The sequence below is a fragment of the Paenibacillus sp. FSL F4-0097 genome (assembly GCF_038593125.1).
GTDB lineage: Bacteria > Bacillota > Bacilli > Paenibacillales > Paenibacillaceae > Paenibacillus_AQ > Paenibacillus_AQ odorifer.
The window spans coordinates 2372793-2388235 of the sequence record NZ_CP151965.1 but is presented as its reverse complement, the minus strand read 5'-3'; the positions used below and the strand labels follow the sequence as shown (position 1 = coordinate 2388235).

Below are 15443 nucleotides of genomic sequence, written 5' to 3'. Positions count from 1 at the left end.
AATGCAAAAATACCATTGTAACGTTCTACTCAAGAATATCCTATACATTATATCACAAACACATGTGAGAATACCAGTGGGTTCCTTTCTTTTCATTGCTTTCATGTTTTATTTTTTTAAATATATATATAAGGGTGGATTTACTTGTTAAGACAGATTTTGAATTGTTTGGTTGTTTTTTTAGGGGCAGCGCTGATCGCCAGTGGATTTAATCTATTTTTAATTCCACACCGTTTACTAAGTGGTGGTGTATCTGGGCTTTCCATGTTAGTGGGTTATTTCACTCCATTAAACATAAGCCTCCTATACTTGCTCTTTAATATTCCTCTGCTGGCTGCAGGCTGGTTCCAGTTAGGCCGGAGATTTATTATTATGAGCATGTTGTCCGTTGTGTTTACAACCTGGTTCTTAACAGTGATTCCCGAGCATCTGGTGGCTACAGATATGCTGCTGTCCTCTGTATTTGGCGGAGTTCTCGTTGGGATTGGCTGTGGTATCTCCTTCCGTGCAGGAGGTTCTTCCGGAGGTTTTGACATCTTGGGTTCAATTATCACTAAATACCGAGATTTCCCGGTCGGCAATGTAGTAGTAAGTTTAAATGGACTTGTTATCCTGGCGGCCGCTTATCTTGACCAGAACTGGAATTTAGCACTTTCATCAATGGTATCTATATATGTAACAGGTAAAGTGTTGGATATGATTCATATCAGCCACTTAAAGGTAACTGTATATATTGTAACAAACCGTACAGATGAATTACTGCAACATCTAATAGGCCTTCAACGAGGTGTCACAAAGATTAAAACAGAAGGCGCTTATTCTCACGTTGAAAAGGACATGCTAATGACGGTAACAACCCGCTACGAACTTGCAGAGCTGCAACGTATCATCCGCACGACAGATCCGCAAGCTTTTGTAAATATTGTTGAAACAGTGGGTGTTATGGGTTCCTTCCGGAAAGACAAAATGAGGAAATAAAAATTCCTAGTATTGGAAAATGCACCAACCTCAGAATTATGATATATTATACACACGCAGAACCCTAACAATTTCATAAAGATTGAGATTTACCCCTCTTTTTTCCAAAGCACTTCGTTTTCCGATGAACACTGAATCTATTCAGAACTATCGAAAAAGGAAAGGGTGATTTTTGTGGAAATGGAAACGGTAAAACTGTCAGCAATCGTCATGAGGTGGTATCCTGATATGATGCCGTTTCTCAAACAGGACGAATTAAATTCAGTAATCGTTCTGCGAGACGGGCTAAGTATTCTGGAACCTGCAGATGCCATGGATATTATCCATTACAGCATCTGTGAACATCAGAATTCTGCGTATCTTCAATGAGCAAGCCGCAAGAGAAGTCTTGATAGTTGCCGCCTTGGGTTCGGCCCTGTTGCCGATTTAAGGCGGCATTTACTTTTTTCATACCGTTTCGAATCCATACATCTCGTTTATAAACAACAAAGGCGGTTTTTTATTCCCAATCTGAGCTAATATTGTTACAACACTGTTCTTTTTGGGAGCAACCGTTCCTATATAATTTAGGGGAAAGTACATAAAGGGAGAGAAAAACGAATGAACATCACCTGGGCTCTACTGATGATGGCCTTGGGAAGCGTAGGCGTACAACAGAATCAACATGACGCTGAAGTGGCGATCGCTTTGAAGTCCGCCATGAATCCCCCCATCATTGCACAACAAAACAACAATTCGAATGTAGCAACTCTAGCTCCAAGCGCTTCACCTGAAGCAACAAACTCAGAAAGTATGTTACACACCGATCCACAACCAGACGCACCCAAAGTAAAAGGCATTTATGTTACCGCCTACAGTGCTGGTGGGGAACGAATGGAAAAGCTGCTTACATTACTTGACCAAACCGAACTTAACTCAATGGTAATAGACATTAAGGACGATGCGGGTTATATCACGTATAAGACCGATAATGCCGACCTCCAGAAGCTCGGTAACCCTCAGCCTTTTATTGGAGATATCAATAAGTTAATGGAACGTTTGAAGAAACATGATGTCTATCCTATCGCCCGGATTGTTGTTTTTAAAGATTCTATTCTTGCCAAGAAGAACCCGCAGATGTCTTTTGTTAATACTGACGGCACTGTATGGAAGAATAAGGGCGGCGACAGCTTTGTTAATCCTTATAATGAAGATGTGTGGAAATACAATGTGGATATCGCCAAGGAAGCTGTTAAGCTCGGCTTCAAAGAAATTCAGTTCGACTATGTTCGCTTTCCGGAAGGATTCGAAAAACGTGCTGATACCCTTAAATACACTAAAACCACTGACTCACGCGTAGAAATCGTATCTAATTTTGTTAAATATGCCAAAGCAGAGCTAGCTCCACTTGGTGTCCGTGTGTCCGTAGATATTTTTGGATATGCCGCATCTGCCCCTGCTGAGGGTATCGGCCAGGACTTTGTTAAAATATCCAAGAATGTGGATGTTATCAGTCCAATGGTTTATCCAAGCCACTATTCAACGGGATGGTTTGGCGTGAAAGAGCCCGACTTAGATCCTTACGCTACAATCAAAGGTTCCATGGTTGATACACATAAGAAGCTTGATCCACTGGGCAGCTATAAACCCGTTATTCGACCTTGGATTCAAGACTTTACAGCAAGCTGGCTCGGAAGTGGTCATTATGTGAAATATGGTAAAAAACAGGTGGAAGATCAAATCCGCGCTTTAAAAGATGAGAACGTGGATGAGTTCCTTCTATGGAACGCCAACAATCGCTATACTGCCGATGTTGATTACGAAAAACAATGAATACAGCCCTTATTATTTATAGCTGATCTGATATACGTATGCTAAAGACCCGGCGTCTGCCGGGTCTTTTAACGGAAACTTATTGAACTATTTAACCTATTCCTTGAAAAACCATAAAGAATGAGGCACATAATTATGATACAGACCACCTCTTTAAAACAAAAGGCAGGACAATTTTTTCATATTTTATTCCCAATCCTTGTTACACAAATTGCTTTATCCGCGATCACCTTCTTTGATACTAATATGTCCGGTAAATTCGGAACCGTCGATCTGGCAGGAGTTGCGATAGGAACTAGTCTTTGGATTCCAATCCAAACCGGTCTCAGCGGTATTCTTATGGGGATCACACCTATTGTTTCACAGCTCATCGGGAGCAAAAAGGATAAGGATGTTGCCTTTCAAGTCACACAAGGTATTTGGCTGTCACTGATTGTTTCGATCATCGTCTTGCTGATTGGCAGCTTTGCCTTGTCACCTATTCTTAATTTTATGAACTTGGAGTCTGGTGTAAGAGATGTTGCTTTCCGCTTTCTCAGTGCTATTTCGTTCGGAATTATCCCCCTGTTTGGATATACGGTACTTCGTAGCTGTATAGACGCTTTAGGGCAAACACGCGTATCCATGTGTATTACACTAATAGCTTTGCCTGTAAATGTAGGTTTGAACTATTTGCTCATCTTCGGGAACTTCGGATTCCCTCGTCTCGGGGGCGTTGGTGCTGGGGTCGCTTCAGCTATTACCTATTGGGTTATATTTGCCGTTGCTCTACTGTTCATATATCGTTCTCAGGCCTTTGTAAATCTCAGATTATTCCGTAAGTTCTATTTTATATCGTTAAACAGCATTAAAGATTTGCTCAAAATCGGAGTACCCATCGGTTTCTCGATTTTTTTCGAAACAGCTGTCTTTTCCGCTGTAACCTTGTTAATGAGCCGATTTGATACCGTAACAATTGCCGCGCATCAGGCAGCAATCAATTTTGCAACAACACTCTATATGATTCCGCTCAGTATTTGCATCAGCCTTACCATCCTCGTCGGCTTCGAGACCGGGTCTGGCAGACAAAAGGATGCACGCCAATATGCCATAATGGGTATCGGACTGGCGGCAATCCTTTCGCTGGCCACAGCTTTATTACTCTTATTTGCCGGAAATCATGTAGCTGGTCTATATTCAGATGAACCCGATGTCATCTCGTTAATTCAGCATTTCCTGATCTATGCAATCTTTTTTCAAATCTCAGATGCGATTGCTACACCTACTCAAGGTGCGCTTCGCGGATATAAGGATGTTAACCCAGCCTTTATCATTTGTTTTATTGCCTATTGGGTAATTGGCTTACCTACAGGTTATGTACTTGCAACTTACACAGATCTAGGAGCATTCGGCTACTGGATTGGTCTTATCACCGGTCTTGCCATCGGTGCGACCCTGCTATTGTCTCGGCTTATCAAAGTTCAACGGCGTTATGCCGCACAATACACACAGGAACAACCACAGAGTTAACGATCCATATTACACAAAAAAGGAACAGTGCGAATCTCGCAGCTGTTCCTTTTTATATATAGGGTCGCTAATTATTGGGAAAGACGGGAAGCCAGCTCGTACAGCTCCAGGTCAAAGCCCTTTTTCGTATTTACAACGAGATCAATATCCGTAAGGGTTAATTCACCTTTGATGATACCACAAGCCTTGTCGGATTCACCTTCGATTAGCTTACGTACGGCAAAATCGCCAAGACGGCTAGCCAAATTCCGGTCTCCAGGAGTTGGTGTTCCACCACGTTGGATATGTCCGAGTACAGTAACACGTGCATCCAGAGAAGCATGACGGTCTTTCAGAGCTTGAGCCACATCTTCACCTTTGCCAACGCCTTCGGCAACAATTACGATACTGTGGCGTTTACCTCTGATAAAGTTATCGCGCATCCGGTCAGCAACTTCATTCAAATCATATGGCATTTCCGGCACAAGAATTGTTTCTGCTCCGGAAGCCAGTCCAGCATGCAGCGCGATATCGCCACAGTGGCGTCCCATAACCTCTACAATTGAAGAACGCTCATGGGAGGACATAGTGTCACGCAACTTGTTAATAGCGTCTACAACAACGCCAACCGCTGTATCAAACCCGATGGTATAGTCTGTGAAGGAAATATCGTTATCAATTGTACCTGGCAAAGCCATAGTCTTGATACCGAGTTTACTTAATTTGTTAGCTCCTTTATAGGAACCATCTCCACCGATAACTACTAGACCATCGATACCCAGTTCATTAAGGATATCCGCGCCTTTTTGCTGTCCTTCCGGTTTCGTGAACTCCAGACATCTTGCAGACTGCAGAACAGTACCGCCACGTTGAATAATATCTCCTACACTGCGAAGATCCATTGGGAAGATATCGCGATTCAGCAGACCTTGATAACCACGTTGCACCCCAAATACCTCAATACCGAAATAAAGTGCGCTTCTTACAACCGCACGAACAGCGGCGTTCATTCCCTGTGAATCTCCACCACTAGTCAATACTGCGATTTTTTGAATTTTAGACATTCTGTTGTTCCTCCTTAAAATTGTGCGAAGCCTGATACTTCTTATAAAAATAACTTCGCGACATGGTTACAAAAAGCGTTTGCGTATCCAACGGCTGTTAGCGAAGAAGAACAGTCTTGTAAGCGGACTGCCTTTCATCAGGCTTTTAGATACAGAGCGAACTTCCCGCTGTTCGCTAACTTTCGGATCAGATAAATAAAGTGCCAGCAATCCCTCAATCACCATACGATGCATCGAAGACTCTGGAAGATTACGAACATCCTTACGGGCCCACTCAACCATTGCAGCGATCCGACTCAGCATGGTATCCGTGTCATCATAATAATTGCAGAAATTAAGATCACCGCCTGCTCGGTCCTCTTCCTGATCAATCAGATAATCCAGCATAATGTGCAGACCACATACATGCGGAAAATACGCGGCTCGAATCGAAGCCGCAGAAGCTTGGTTCAGCTTCGGATCACATGCGGATAGAAATAACATAAATACACCTAGCGTTGATCCCGTTGCAGCCGAAAATTCATTCCATTGCAGATGTGGTGCTCGACTGCCCTGTTCCTCCCACCACTCCTTCAGGGCTGTTTCCCTGAGTTCCGGGCGGATGTGCTTATACACTTGTAAATCTGTATAGAGCACAGCCAGTTCTCGAATCTCCGCTGCAGCAGCGGAATAACCTGGCAACAAAGAAATCATCTCTTGGCATTTGCGAACCAGCCTGTACAAATATCCGCCGTCATTCTGTTCACTTCGAAGCGCATAATAATTACCTGGCTCAGCATTTGGATCAATAGCATCCAGCATAGATTGATGCAGCAGCCTGAAATCTGCAGGATCAAGCGAAGTACTGCGATCACATAAGTTGTCCAGATAATCACTGATAGTTTGATAAGCAACAATTAGCGGAATCAGTATATGTTTCATCGATAAATTGCCGGCGGCATAAATACCACCGCCTATGCAATGAAACTCTTTAGTTTCAATGCTGGCAAGTGCTTGCTTCCGGAGCTCGGGATCGGGAATCCCGTTCGCATCTTGGCGCCAGAAATGGAGACATTCTCTCACTTCCGGCAGCACGTACTTATAGACCCTGTTCATAAGTCCCAGTGGACCACGCGGGCTAAGGTAACGGCCTTGCTCTAATTCACTCAATGACAGTGCCTCCACATTGTTGTCTCCTTATCCAAATCACCACTTATTATAATATGATCAGGCGTATTTGTACAAACAACAAAATCACTTTCGTAAAATCATGAAAGATTCAGAAATACAGCAGTTTTTAAAAACATCTCCCCATTGCTTTATGCTATACTAGGCATATTTCAATTTCGGAGGAGTGCAATCCATGTTTTCAAAACGGACCGGCAGCCTTTACAGCGATCAAAACTGGCTGCGTTCCTTTCTCTTTACCATATATGGTACCAGCGTCCTTGTAGTATCCTACTTTCCTTTATTCTACACACATTTAGGGTTTAGCAGTTCTCAGATAGGCTACTTGTATTCCCTCGGCCCCCTTATCTCCATCCTATCCAATCTATTCTGGAGTATGATAAGCGATAAGTTAGGCACCATTCGAAAGATCATGTTCATATTACTTGCGGGTCAATTAGTAACTGGTCTTCTATTAGCCAGAGCGACGGAATTTTCATCTGTCATGCTTATTTTGTCCTTCTTCTACTTCTTCTATTACCCAGTTTTTCCGCTTGCCGATACAATGGCTATCAAAGTTGCCGAAAGACACGGACGGAACTTCATTACCATTCGCGTTTTTGGCTCCTTAGGCTATTCTTTCTTTGCTCTAACCGTTGGCTATGCATTAAGAGCATTGGGCTCTACTTGGAGCTTGACCCTATGTATCATCATCATTATTGCTGCACTTTTAATTACCCTAGGACTTAAGGATGTTAAAAAACCTGCTGTTATAGAAACAACGAATCAAGATAAGGACACAGCTGAAGCTGATAATAGCAAAAATGGACTTAAAGATATATTGTTGCAAAAAGAGGTGCTGTGGTTCTTCGGCTGTGTGTTTGTACTCGCGTTAGGCCATAGAATGAACGAAGCCTTTCTGACGATCAGTCTAAAACAACTAGGCGCTGGTGAGGAAATCATTGGCTGGGCACTGCTCGCGTCAGCTCTTAGTGAGATCCCTGTATTATTTATCCTCAGCAGATACGGCGACAAATTCAAAGAATTGCCCTTGCTGGCCTTGGGGAGTCTGATGTATGCTCTGCGTTTTCTTTTGATGTCCCTAGCGGATCATCCGGGCTCAATGATTGCCATTCAAGCCATGCACAGTATATCATTTGGTGTTTTTTATGTAACATCTGTCCGTTATATCACCCGGATTATTCCGGATCGCCTTCGGGCAACAGGTCTTGCCATTTTCACCGTCGTTTGGTCAAGTGCGTCTGGGCTGCTTAGCGGTACCTTTGGCGGCATTATTTATCAAGAGGCGGGGCGTTATATTTTTTATATAGTGGCTACGGGTTTCAGCTTACTCGCTTTTGCAGGGTTTCTGGGACAGCATTTATTGAAATCCAACCTGGATCCGATCAATTATTTCAGAAAAAAGAACAAAAAAGCCTCCCTATAATTAGGGTTGGTATTATTTCATAATACAAAAAGGTCGTTGCACTCCCCTTCACTGGAGTGTAACGACCTTTTTCATTTTGGATAACTTCTATAGTGGGCGTAAAAAAACACAGTTCCCGAAAGAACTGTGTTCTGTAAGTTGGTAACCACTCTTGCAAGGGCTTGCCAAGTAAATTATATATTTGTAGCAGACAGCTTAACTGTCCTGCTGTTTCTTATAATTTTACTACGTTTTCAGCTTGCGGTCCACGACTACCATCAGTGATGTCGAATTCTACTTCTTGACCTTCGTCCAAAGTCTTGAATCCTTCACCTTGAATTGCTGAGAAGTGTACGAATACATCTTCGCCGCCTTCTACTTGAAGAAAACCATAACCTTTTTCTGCGTTAAACCATTTTACTGTACCTTTCAATTGAACAACCTCCTAAAAATAACCGCCATATATGGCGTATAACTATAGTATACTGCAATCTTCTGTTCAAATCAATCAAACCCAACCCTTAATATATGATTTAATTTGCTTTTCCCTTCTCCAGTGCGTTATCATTGAGCCAAAAGCCAAAAATCGCCAGGGTGGTAATGATAATGATCAAAAAACATGAAATATACAAAACAGACAAATGGAATATGATGACAGTAGAAGTTCAAGGCCGCTACATTGTACTCCGCGAAATTTCCGATCAATGGGGAGAAGAAACACATACCTTCCTGAGTCGTCCAGCGATGATGCAATGGGTGAATAACCGCTTCAACAAGGAATCTTATAAAGACAATGAAGAAGAGTACAAAAACATCATTGCAGCTTTCAAACAGGTATAACAGGAAATGAATAACGAAAATCTCACGATTTATGTTGTCCTAGTCCTCTGTCTAGGCGCAGTATTAATTATGACCAAGGATCGTGTCCCGCCGAAACTAAAGCGGGGCATGGCCATGGCTGCGGTCGTAATGATTCTGTTTGCTTTCATCTTTGTTATTTATAGCTTGTTGGCATAACTACCATATAAAGAAGACTAAATATTAATAATCAGGACTTAGCAGGACATAATAAGCTGACTCTACTTTTCAAAGAGGAGGACGTCATGCCTATTACACTTAAGTCCATCCCTCTTCTACTTGTGCTCAGCTTGCTACCGGGTGAAATATCATCCACAGTATTGCCGAGGGAGATTATGCCTACTACATCTCATCATTCTAGGAGGGTTTCTATGGAACAATTATTGAAGAGAAGTGAAGTACCTGCTGAGAATCGTTGGAAGCTTGAAGATATATTTGCCTCTCAGAAGGATTGGGATGCAGAATATGCTGAAGCTAAATCACTGATCAAAAAAGCTGCTGATTTCCAAGGTAAACTTGATTCCGCAGAAGCTGTGAAACAATGTTTTGAGCTGGATGACAAGCTGTCAGTCTCCACTGAGCGACTTTTTGTCTATGCTCATATGCGTCAGGATGAAGACACTGCTAATCCTGAATATCAAGCTTTGTCCTCCAAAGCGAAGAAGCTTGGGATCGAAGCAGGCGAAGCCTTTTCTTTTGTAACCCCAGAAATCTTGGCACTGCCTATTGAGAAGCTGGATCAATTTATTGCTGATCCTGAACTGTCCGCTTACACCTTCACTTTAAAAGAGATGAAACGTGAGAAAGCGCATGTATTGTCCAAGGCTGAGGAAGCTCTGCTTGCCCAAGTTGGAAACCTAGCACAAGCGCCTCAGAACATTTTTAGTATGCTGAACAACGCAGATCTGAAATTCCCTAAGATTAAAGATGAAGATGGCAAAGAGGTCGAGCTGACTCACGGCAACTATATCAAGTTCTTGGAAAGCTCCGATCGCGAGGTTCGCCGAAATGCTTTTAAAGCAGTCTATGACACCTATCGTAAGCAAAAAAACACCATCGCAGCAACGCTTAGCGCCAATGTGAACAAAAACGTCTTTTTCTCACACGTCCGCAAGTATCCATCTGTAATGGAAATGTCTCTTTACGGTGATAACATTCCAAAAGAGGTATATACCAACCTGATCGATACGATTCATGAGAGTCTTCCTTTAATGCACCGTTACATGAAGTTGCGTCAAAAGCTGCTTGGTGTGGATGAGTTACATATGTATGACCTATTTGCACCACTAGTAGATGAATATAAGCTGGATATCACGTACGAAGAAGCGAAGAAAATTACCAAAGAAGGCCTCAAACCGCTGGGTGAAGATTATCTGAATGTGCTGCAAAAAGGCTACGACAATGGCTGGATTGATGTCTATGAGAACGAGAATAAACGCTCTGGAGCTTACAGCTGGGGCCCTTATGGCACACACCCATACGTCCTGCTGAACCATAACGATAATCTGAACAGTATGTTTACTCTGGCACATGAGATGGGTCATGCTCTACACTCTTATTTTTCAGACAACGCTCTGAACTATCGGGATGCACAGTATACCATTTTCCTTGCAGAGGTTGCCTCGACTACCAATGAAGCTTTGCTTATGGATTATCTACTCAAAAAGTCTACAGATCCTAAGGAAAAAATGTATCTGCTCACCTACTATGCCGATCAGTTCCGGACAACGATTTTCCGGCAAACGATGTTCGCAGAATTCGAAAAGATCATTCATCAGCGTGTTGAAGAGGGCGATTCGCTTACCCCACAAGATCTTTCGAGTATCTACTACGACCTGAATGTCAAATACTACGGCAAAGAAATGGTTGTAGATCAGGATATCGAGATGGAATGGGCACGAATTCCGCATTTCTATAACAGCTTCTATGTTTACAAATATGCAACAGGCTTCTCGGCAGCGACTAGCTTTGCCAAACAAATCCTTGAAGAAGGTAAACCGGCGGTAGATCGTTACCTCGGCTTCCTGAAGAGCGGTGGCAGTGATTACTCCATCAATATTTTGTCAAAAGCAGGCGTTGACATGTCGTCTCCTGAGCCGATTCGCGAAGCGATGAGTGTGTTCGAAAGTGTTATCGCGCAAATGGAACAGTTGACCAAATAAGGCAGAGAGCTTAGTATTACATTAATCCCTTGCCCTATCTGGGCAGGGGATTTTATATTGTTATATCCCCCTGAGGAGGAAGAATTCAATGAGAATTCAATGGTCACTAATTGCGGGTCTAATCTTCGCGCTGCTAACCGCCATATTCGCAGTCATCAACGTTGATCCCGTTCAAGTCAATTTCGGTTTTGATGTGGTTAATATACCACTTATACTCGTTATTCTTGGCTGCGCGTTAATTGGCGGAATCATCGTGGGCTCTTACGGCATTTTTCGTCAATACAAACTACAAAAGCAAATTAAAAGCTTAACTGCTGAGCTTACCAAGCTTCGTGATGCCGACACTTCACTGGATTCTTTTAACACAGACAATGATGGCTTAACAGGAGGGCTTAACTAATGATTACCATTCAACCTAATGAAGACTACATACTTTCCATCCTAAAAAAATTACTCGATACCCCCAGCCCAAGCGGTTTCACCGCACAGGTAATGACACTAGTTGCTGAAGAAGCAGCTGCGCTGAACATACCTTTAAGCTGGAATGAAAAAGGCGGCGTAATTCTTAACGTCCCGGGCCTAGATCCCTCTCGTACTATTGGCATCAGCGCTCACGTGGATACACTTGGTGCCATGGTCCGCTCGATTAAAGCTAATGGTACACTGCGTCTGACCTCTGTGGGTGGCTTCGCCATGCACAGCATTGAGAATGAATACTGCACGATCCATACCCGTAGCGGCAAAACTTATACAGGAACCATCTTAACCAGCCATCCATCTGTTCACGTATATCCAGACGCTCGTGACTTCAAACGATCAGAGGAGAACATGGAAGTACGTATTGATGAGCTGGTATCTTCTAAAGAAGACGTACTCAAGCTTGGCATTTCCGTCGGAGATTTCATTTCTTTCGATGCACGTGCAGTGATTACGCCTAGCGGCTACATTAAATCCCGTCATTTAGATGACAAGGCAAGCGTGGCTGCCCTTCTCGGATTGCTGGAAAGTATTAAACGTGAAGGCTGGAAACCTCTCCACAACCTTTCTTTCCTCATCTCTAACTACGAGGAAGTGGGACATGGTACAGCTTGGATTCCTGGTGAAATCAATGAAATGATTGCTGTCGATATGGGTGCCATGGGTGATGATCTCAGCTGTAAAGAAACCGATGTATCTATCTGTGCAAAAGACTCTTCCGGTCCTTACGATTATGTTATGACAGGCCGTTTGATTGAACTGGCAGAAGCACTCGCAATTCCTTATGCCGTTGATATTTATCCTATGTACGGCTCCGATGCTTCCGCAGCGCTCAGAGGCGGAAACAATATCCGTGCAGCATTGATTGGCCCAGGTGTACATGCCTCCCACTCCATGGAACGCACGCATAAGCAAGCTGTAGTGAACACTGCTAAGCTTCTCGCTGCTTATGTGGGGACAAACTGAGGTTAGCTCTGGCAAGTCGAAACAGCTCTGGGGACGCAGACAGGGACTTATCGTCTCACTTCTGGTGTTATTGATAGCGGGATTAGCGCTATCGTTGTTTCTGGTATTTAGAAATCACAAGGAAGATCCCTTTAAAGGTCTTCCTCACGCCTATAGCTTTTTGGAAACAGTGAGTGCAGATAATGTGCAGCTCTATATGATGTCACTTTCACCTGAAGATATTAAGCTCAGGGCCGCGGGTGTCCCTTTACGGCAAGTTAATGCATATGGGATTAACGGTGGTTTTTTCTATCAAGATGCGCTTTTATCCATGGCTATCATGAATGATACTCCAGTCAACGGAGCCCAGAAGGTTTATGGGTCTGGCTGGTTCAATGCTAAATACGCACGTGGAACTCTTGTCTGGGATGGTGCCACCCGTAGCTTCTCCGTACAGGTTGTATCTTCTGGAGAAGAATTGAAGATTACTGATCGCCAGCATTATTTTGCGCAAGGTGGCATTAGTATGAATCTGGGACACGAAGACTTATGGGAAGCGGCAGTAGCTGAAGAGCATCTTCCTTACGCTGATGAGAAACGCCTGCGTTCAGGCATGGTGTATGACAACACAGGAAAGCTCTGGCTGATTGTTACCCCAACGCTCTCAACAGCGGCAGATTTCCGCTCAGCGATCCTCCAGACAGTTCCTGCCAAGGGTCTGGAGGGTATCTTCTTGGACGGAGATGGCTCTTCCCAGATGAATGCGAAGGAAATCATTGTACCCGGCGATTCTCGGTCTGTAGTGCAAATGATTGCTGTGGACGGAACGAAATAAAAGAGTAGAAAAATAAAAGAGTAGAATTCTCCAATTAATGGAGGACCCTACTCTTTTTTTTGTTTATTGGTGGTTCGCTTGTTCTTCAACAGACACTGCCGGAATTTTCGGGGGTCAACCCCTTCGGTTAGTGCTTATGGACCCAGATGACGTTATTCGCAAATTATTAGCCTTTGGAGCATTGTTTCGGACCCAAGCGACGTTATTCACGCTAAAAAGGAACGTATTGGGTGCTTTTAGTGTCAATAACGACTGTGGTGTCCGTTAAAATTCCAAATGTGCAATAATGCTGCGTTTAAGGTCAGTGGTGTCCGGATAGTACTTCGTAAGTATTAATGCAATCTAAAAGCTAGCATCAATCCCAGACTTGCTCCAGCTTATCTGAATAATAAGAAATGGCCTTACTGTAACTTCTTATCCCTTCATCCGCAGAGGTTTCTGCCAACAGCTTAAGCAGCAGCTCCATCGCTTGACTATGCTCTCCAAGATTGTGCAAGGTCATGGCTAGGAACGCCGGAAATTCCTTATTCTCCGGGTACTCCTGAACAGCCTGCATCAGAAGACCTTTTGACTTCTCGTATTCTCCGAGTGTCCGGTAGGTGCTGCCCAGTCCCAATAGAGCGCCAACTCTCTGCTCAGAGGGTAATCCTAACGCCAAGCTTTTCTCATAAAAGGGTACTGCCGCCCGCTCCAAACCCAGCACATCATGCGTCCAGGCCAATTGATATAGAAGTTCAGCGTCCCCAGCATTCTATTCTGCTCATATCGTATTATGAGGTCACCAGATCTTTCTGGTCGACCTTTTTTTTGTATGGTCGTAAGATAGCGGTAGCCGGGGATCGAACGTTTCTGCCCGTGGGACTTGGATCCCGAGAGCTATTCTGTTCATCCCCCCTACTTGTTCAACCATGGTTAGGCTGGTTGGGACGTTGATCCCGTATCACATGCGATAGTGTGGAAGACAAGAAGGTTAGGGGTTGCCGGTGAAAATACTACAGGAGTGATGTCATGAATCCAGTCATTGGTTTGGATGTGTCCAAGGGAGAGAGCCATGCACAAGCTTTTTTAGACCGTGGAGTACCTCATGGGAAGATCTTTAAATTTAATCATGATCTAGAGGGATTATCGTCTTTTCTTAATTATGTTAGAGCAGTGGAATCAGCTGCTGGGGTGAGCCCTTGCATTGTAATGGAGGCAACAGGTCATTATCATAGCCCTGTTGTTCAGTTTCTGGATGAGCACCAGTATCTATACATCGTCATTAATCCGTTAATCTCATATGAGGCCAAAAAAACTAATTTAAGACGGGTCAAGACGGATGCTGCTGATGCCTATCAACTTGGGGCACTGTTCTATAAAGAAGAGTTTGAACCCATCAAAAAACGGGGTCAGCATCTCATGAATTTACGCTATCTAACACGACAGTATGAATCCCTAACGGGTATGTATGTTCAAGCAAAACTACAATTCCAGGCCATTCTGGATCAAGTTTTTCCCGAATACCATGGCGTGTTTGGTGACCTTTATTCGAAAGTTTCACTTCGATTTCTAGCCTTACACCCGACGTCTAAAGAAGTCCTGGGTATGACTGTGGAAGAGATTACAACAACAATCCAACGTCTTACTGGACGCGGAAGATCCGTCTCATGGTGTTTGGAACGCGCTCAAATCCTAGCGGCTGCAGCAAGGCGAAATCCCTTTAAGGAGACGGCTTTTCCAAGTCATTTGATCTCCATGCAGCTGCTCATCAAATTACTTCTTCAATACCAGGACCATCTATCAGACCTTGATAAATCGATAGAGACCCTGGCTGAAGAGTTACTTGAATATGATTTAATCCAATCGATACCCGGTATCGGCACGAAAATTGCTGCAACAATTTTGGCTGAGATTGGAGAAATCGATCGGTTCGATCACGCAAAGAAGCTGGTGGCCTTTGCTGGTGTTGATCCCAGTGTATTTGCTTCAGGTAAGTTTGTGGCAACCCAAAATCGAATCACGAAACATGGCTCGAGAAGGCTTCGTACAGCCCTGTATCAAGCTGTGCGCTGTGGTATTCGTAGTAATAGAAACAAGAAATTAAGAGCTTACTACGATAAAAAGCGTGCGGAAGGAAAGCTGTTCAAAGTAGCGGTAATTGCTTGTGTAAACAAACTCATCCACTGGATTTTTGCCATCTTAACTTCAAAAGAAGCATTTCGTCTAGAATGAGCAGCATGAAATAGAAAAAGATGAAATATATTCCTGTGCCG

At 43.5% G+C, this 15443-nt stretch carries 16 protein-coding genes; 12 read left to right on the top strand and 4 right to left on the bottom strand.

What is annotated here, in order from left to right; translation table 11 throughout:
* Positions 1–144 precede the first annotated feature (144 nt).
* The 4 genes from MHH86_RS10585 (at position 145) to MHH86_RS10570 (ending at position 4299) form a co-directional block, all read left to right on the top strand.
* Positions 145–978, top strand: a complete 834-nt coding sequence (locus MHH86_RS10585; protein WP_036689285.1) for a YitT family protein — start codon at positions 145–147, stop codon at positions 976–978.
* A gap of 180 nt (positions 979–1158) precedes the next feature.
* Positions 1159–1347, top strand: a complete 189-nt coding sequence (locus MHH86_RS10580) for a hypothetical protein (protein ID WP_036689649.1) — start codon at positions 1159–1161, stop codon at positions 1345–1347.
* A gap of 231 nt (positions 1348–1578) precedes the next feature.
* On the top strand, positions 1579–2790 hold the full coding sequence (locus MHH86_RS10575) for a putative glycoside hydrolase (RefSeq protein WP_036689282.1): 1212 nt from the start codon (positions 1579–1581) through the stop codon (positions 2788–2790).
* A 135-nt stretch (positions 2791–2925) separates the two neighbouring features.
* On the top strand, positions 2926–4299 hold the full coding sequence (locus MHH86_RS10570) for an MATE family efflux transporter (protein WP_036689279.1): 1374 nt from the start codon (positions 2926–2928) through the stop codon (positions 4297–4299).
* A 71-nt stretch (positions 4300–4370) separates the two neighbouring features.
* Here MHH86_RS10570 and pfkA read toward each other — a convergent pair whose 3' ends face one another.
* Positions 4371–5342 (bottom strand): 6-phosphofructokinase, encoded by a 972-nt coding sequence (gene pfkA, locus MHH86_RS10565; RefSeq protein WP_036689277.1) that lies wholly within the window; start codon positions 5340–5342, stop codon positions 4371–4373.
* A 66-nt stretch (positions 5343–5408) separates the two neighbouring features.
* Positions 5409–6491, bottom strand: a complete 1083-nt coding sequence (locus MHH86_RS10560; RefSeq protein WP_036689648.1) for a tetraprenyl-beta-curcumene synthase family protein — start codon at positions 6489–6491, stop codon at positions 5409–5411.
* A gap of 193 nt (positions 6492–6684) precedes the next feature.
* Here MHH86_RS10560 and MHH86_RS10555 point away from each other — a divergent pair, with 193 nt between their 5' ends.
* Positions 6685–7935 carry an MFS transporter gene (locus MHH86_RS10555; RefSeq protein WP_036689275.1) on the top strand — a complete coding sequence of 417 codons (1251 nt, stop codon included), beginning with the start codon at positions 6685–6687 and terminating at the stop codon, positions 7933–7935.
* 214 nt (positions 7936–8149) lie between these two features.
* Here the strand turns inward: MHH86_RS10555 and MHH86_RS10550 are convergent, their stop codons facing one another.
* Positions 8150–8347 (bottom strand): cold shock domain-containing protein, encoded by a 198-nt coding sequence (locus MHH86_RS10550; protein ID WP_036689272.1) that lies wholly within the window; start codon positions 8345–8347, stop codon positions 8150–8152.
* 173 nt (positions 8348–8520) lie between these two features.
* Here MHH86_RS10550 and MHH86_RS10545 point away from each other — a divergent pair, with 173 nt between their 5' ends.
* From MHH86_RS10545 to MHH86_RS10520, 6 genes are all read left to right on the top strand, one after another.
* Positions 8521–8754 (top strand): hypothetical protein, encoded by a 234-nt coding sequence (locus MHH86_RS10545; RefSeq protein ID WP_036689271.1) that lies wholly within the window; start codon positions 8521–8523, stop codon positions 8752–8754.
* Positions 8755–8760: 6 nt separating this feature from the next.
* Positions 8761–8931 (top strand): hypothetical protein, encoded by a 171-nt coding sequence (locus MHH86_RS10540; RefSeq protein WP_036689267.1) that lies wholly within the window; start codon positions 8761–8763, stop codon positions 8929–8931.
* A gap of 212 nt (positions 8932–9143) precedes the next feature.
* Positions 9144–10934, top strand: a complete 1791-nt coding sequence (gene pepF, locus MHH86_RS10535; protein ID WP_036689265.1) for an oligoendopeptidase F — start codon at positions 9144–9146, stop codon at positions 10932–10934.
* A gap of 88 nt (positions 10935–11022) precedes the next feature.
* Complete coding sequence (locus MHH86_RS10530) at positions 11023–11334, top strand: lipopolysaccharide assembly protein LapA domain-containing protein (RefSeq protein ID WP_042126298.1); 312 nt, start codon at positions 11023–11025, stop codon at positions 11332–11334.
* Positions 11335–11336: 2 nt separating this feature from the next.
* Positions 11337–12377 carry a M42 family metallopeptidase gene (locus MHH86_RS10525; protein WP_036689645.1) on the top strand — a complete coding sequence of 347 codons (1041 nt, stop codon included), beginning with the start codon at positions 11337–11339 and terminating at the stop codon, positions 12375–12377.
* The gene (locus tag MHH86_RS10520) at positions 12361–13191 is read left to right on the top strand and encodes a hypothetical protein (RefSeq protein ID WP_076143304.1); all 831 of its coding nucleotides are present in this window, start codon (positions 12361–12363) and stop codon (positions 13189–13191) included. The genes MHH86_RS10525 and MHH86_RS10520 overlap by 17 nt, the downstream gene beginning before the upstream one ends.
* A 355-nt stretch (positions 13192–13546) precedes the next feature.
* Here MHH86_RS10520 and MHH86_RS10515 read toward each other — a convergent pair whose 3' ends face one another.
* Positions 13547–13912: a tetratricopeptide repeat protein gene (locus MHH86_RS10515; RefSeq protein WP_342479720.1), complete on the bottom strand. Its 366-nt coding sequence runs from the start codon at positions 13910–13912 to the stop codon at positions 13547–13549.
* A 287-nt stretch (positions 13913–14199) separates the two neighbouring features.
* Between MHH86_RS10515 and MHH86_RS10510 the strand changes: the two genes are divergently transcribed.
* A complete protein-coding gene (locus MHH86_RS10510; RefSeq protein ID WP_076121959.1) occupies positions 14200–15402 on the top strand; it encodes an IS110 family transposase in 1203 nt (400 codons plus the stop codon).
* The last annotated feature ends 41 nt before the right edge of the window (positions 15403–15443 follow it).

Excerpts from the sequence above, each read along its gene's own strand:
- MHH86_RS10575 (WP_036689282.1), top strand. The coding sequence starts at position 1,579 with ATGAACATCACCTGGGCTCTACTGATGATGGCCTTGGGAAGCGTAGGC.
- MHH86_RS10570 (WP_036689279.1), top strand. The coding sequence starts at position 2,926 with ATGATACAGACCACCTCTTTAAAACAAAAGGCAGGACAATTTTTTCAT.
- MHH86_RS10545 (WP_036689271.1), top strand. The coding sequence starts at position 8,521 with ATGATCAAAAAACATGAAATATACAAAACAGACAAATGGAATATGATG.
- MHH86_RS10555 (WP_036689275.1), top strand. The coding sequence starts at position 6,685 with ATGTTTTCAAAACGGACCGGCAGCCTTTACAGCGATCAAAACTGGCTG.
- pfkA (WP_036689277.1), bottom strand. The coding sequence starts at position 5,342 with ATGTCTAAAATTCAAAAAATCGCAGTATTGACTAGTGGTGGAGATTCA.
- MHH86_RS10580 (WP_036689649.1), top strand. The coding sequence starts at position 1,159 with ATGGAAACGGTAAAACTGTCAGCAATCGTCATGAGGTGGTATCCTGAT.
- MHH86_RS10510 (WP_076121959.1), top strand. The coding sequence starts at position 14,200 with ATGAATCCAGTCATTGGTTTGGATGTGTCCAAGGGAGAGAGCCATGCA.
- pepF (WP_036689265.1), top strand. The coding sequence starts at position 9,144 with ATGGAACAATTATTGAAGAGAAGTGAAGTACCTGCTGAGAATCGTTGG.
- MHH86_RS10540 (WP_036689267.1), top strand. The coding sequence starts at position 8,761 with ATGAATAACGAAAATCTCACGATTTATGTTGTCCTAGTCCTCTGTCTA.
- MHH86_RS10520 (WP_076143304.1), top strand. The coding sequence starts at position 12,361 with ATGTGGGGACAAACTGAGGTTAGCTCTGGCAAGTCGAAACAGCTCTGG.
- MHH86_RS10530 (WP_042126298.1), top strand. The coding sequence starts at position 11,023 with ATGAGAATTCAATGGTCACTAATTGCGGGTCTAATCTTCGCGCTGCTA.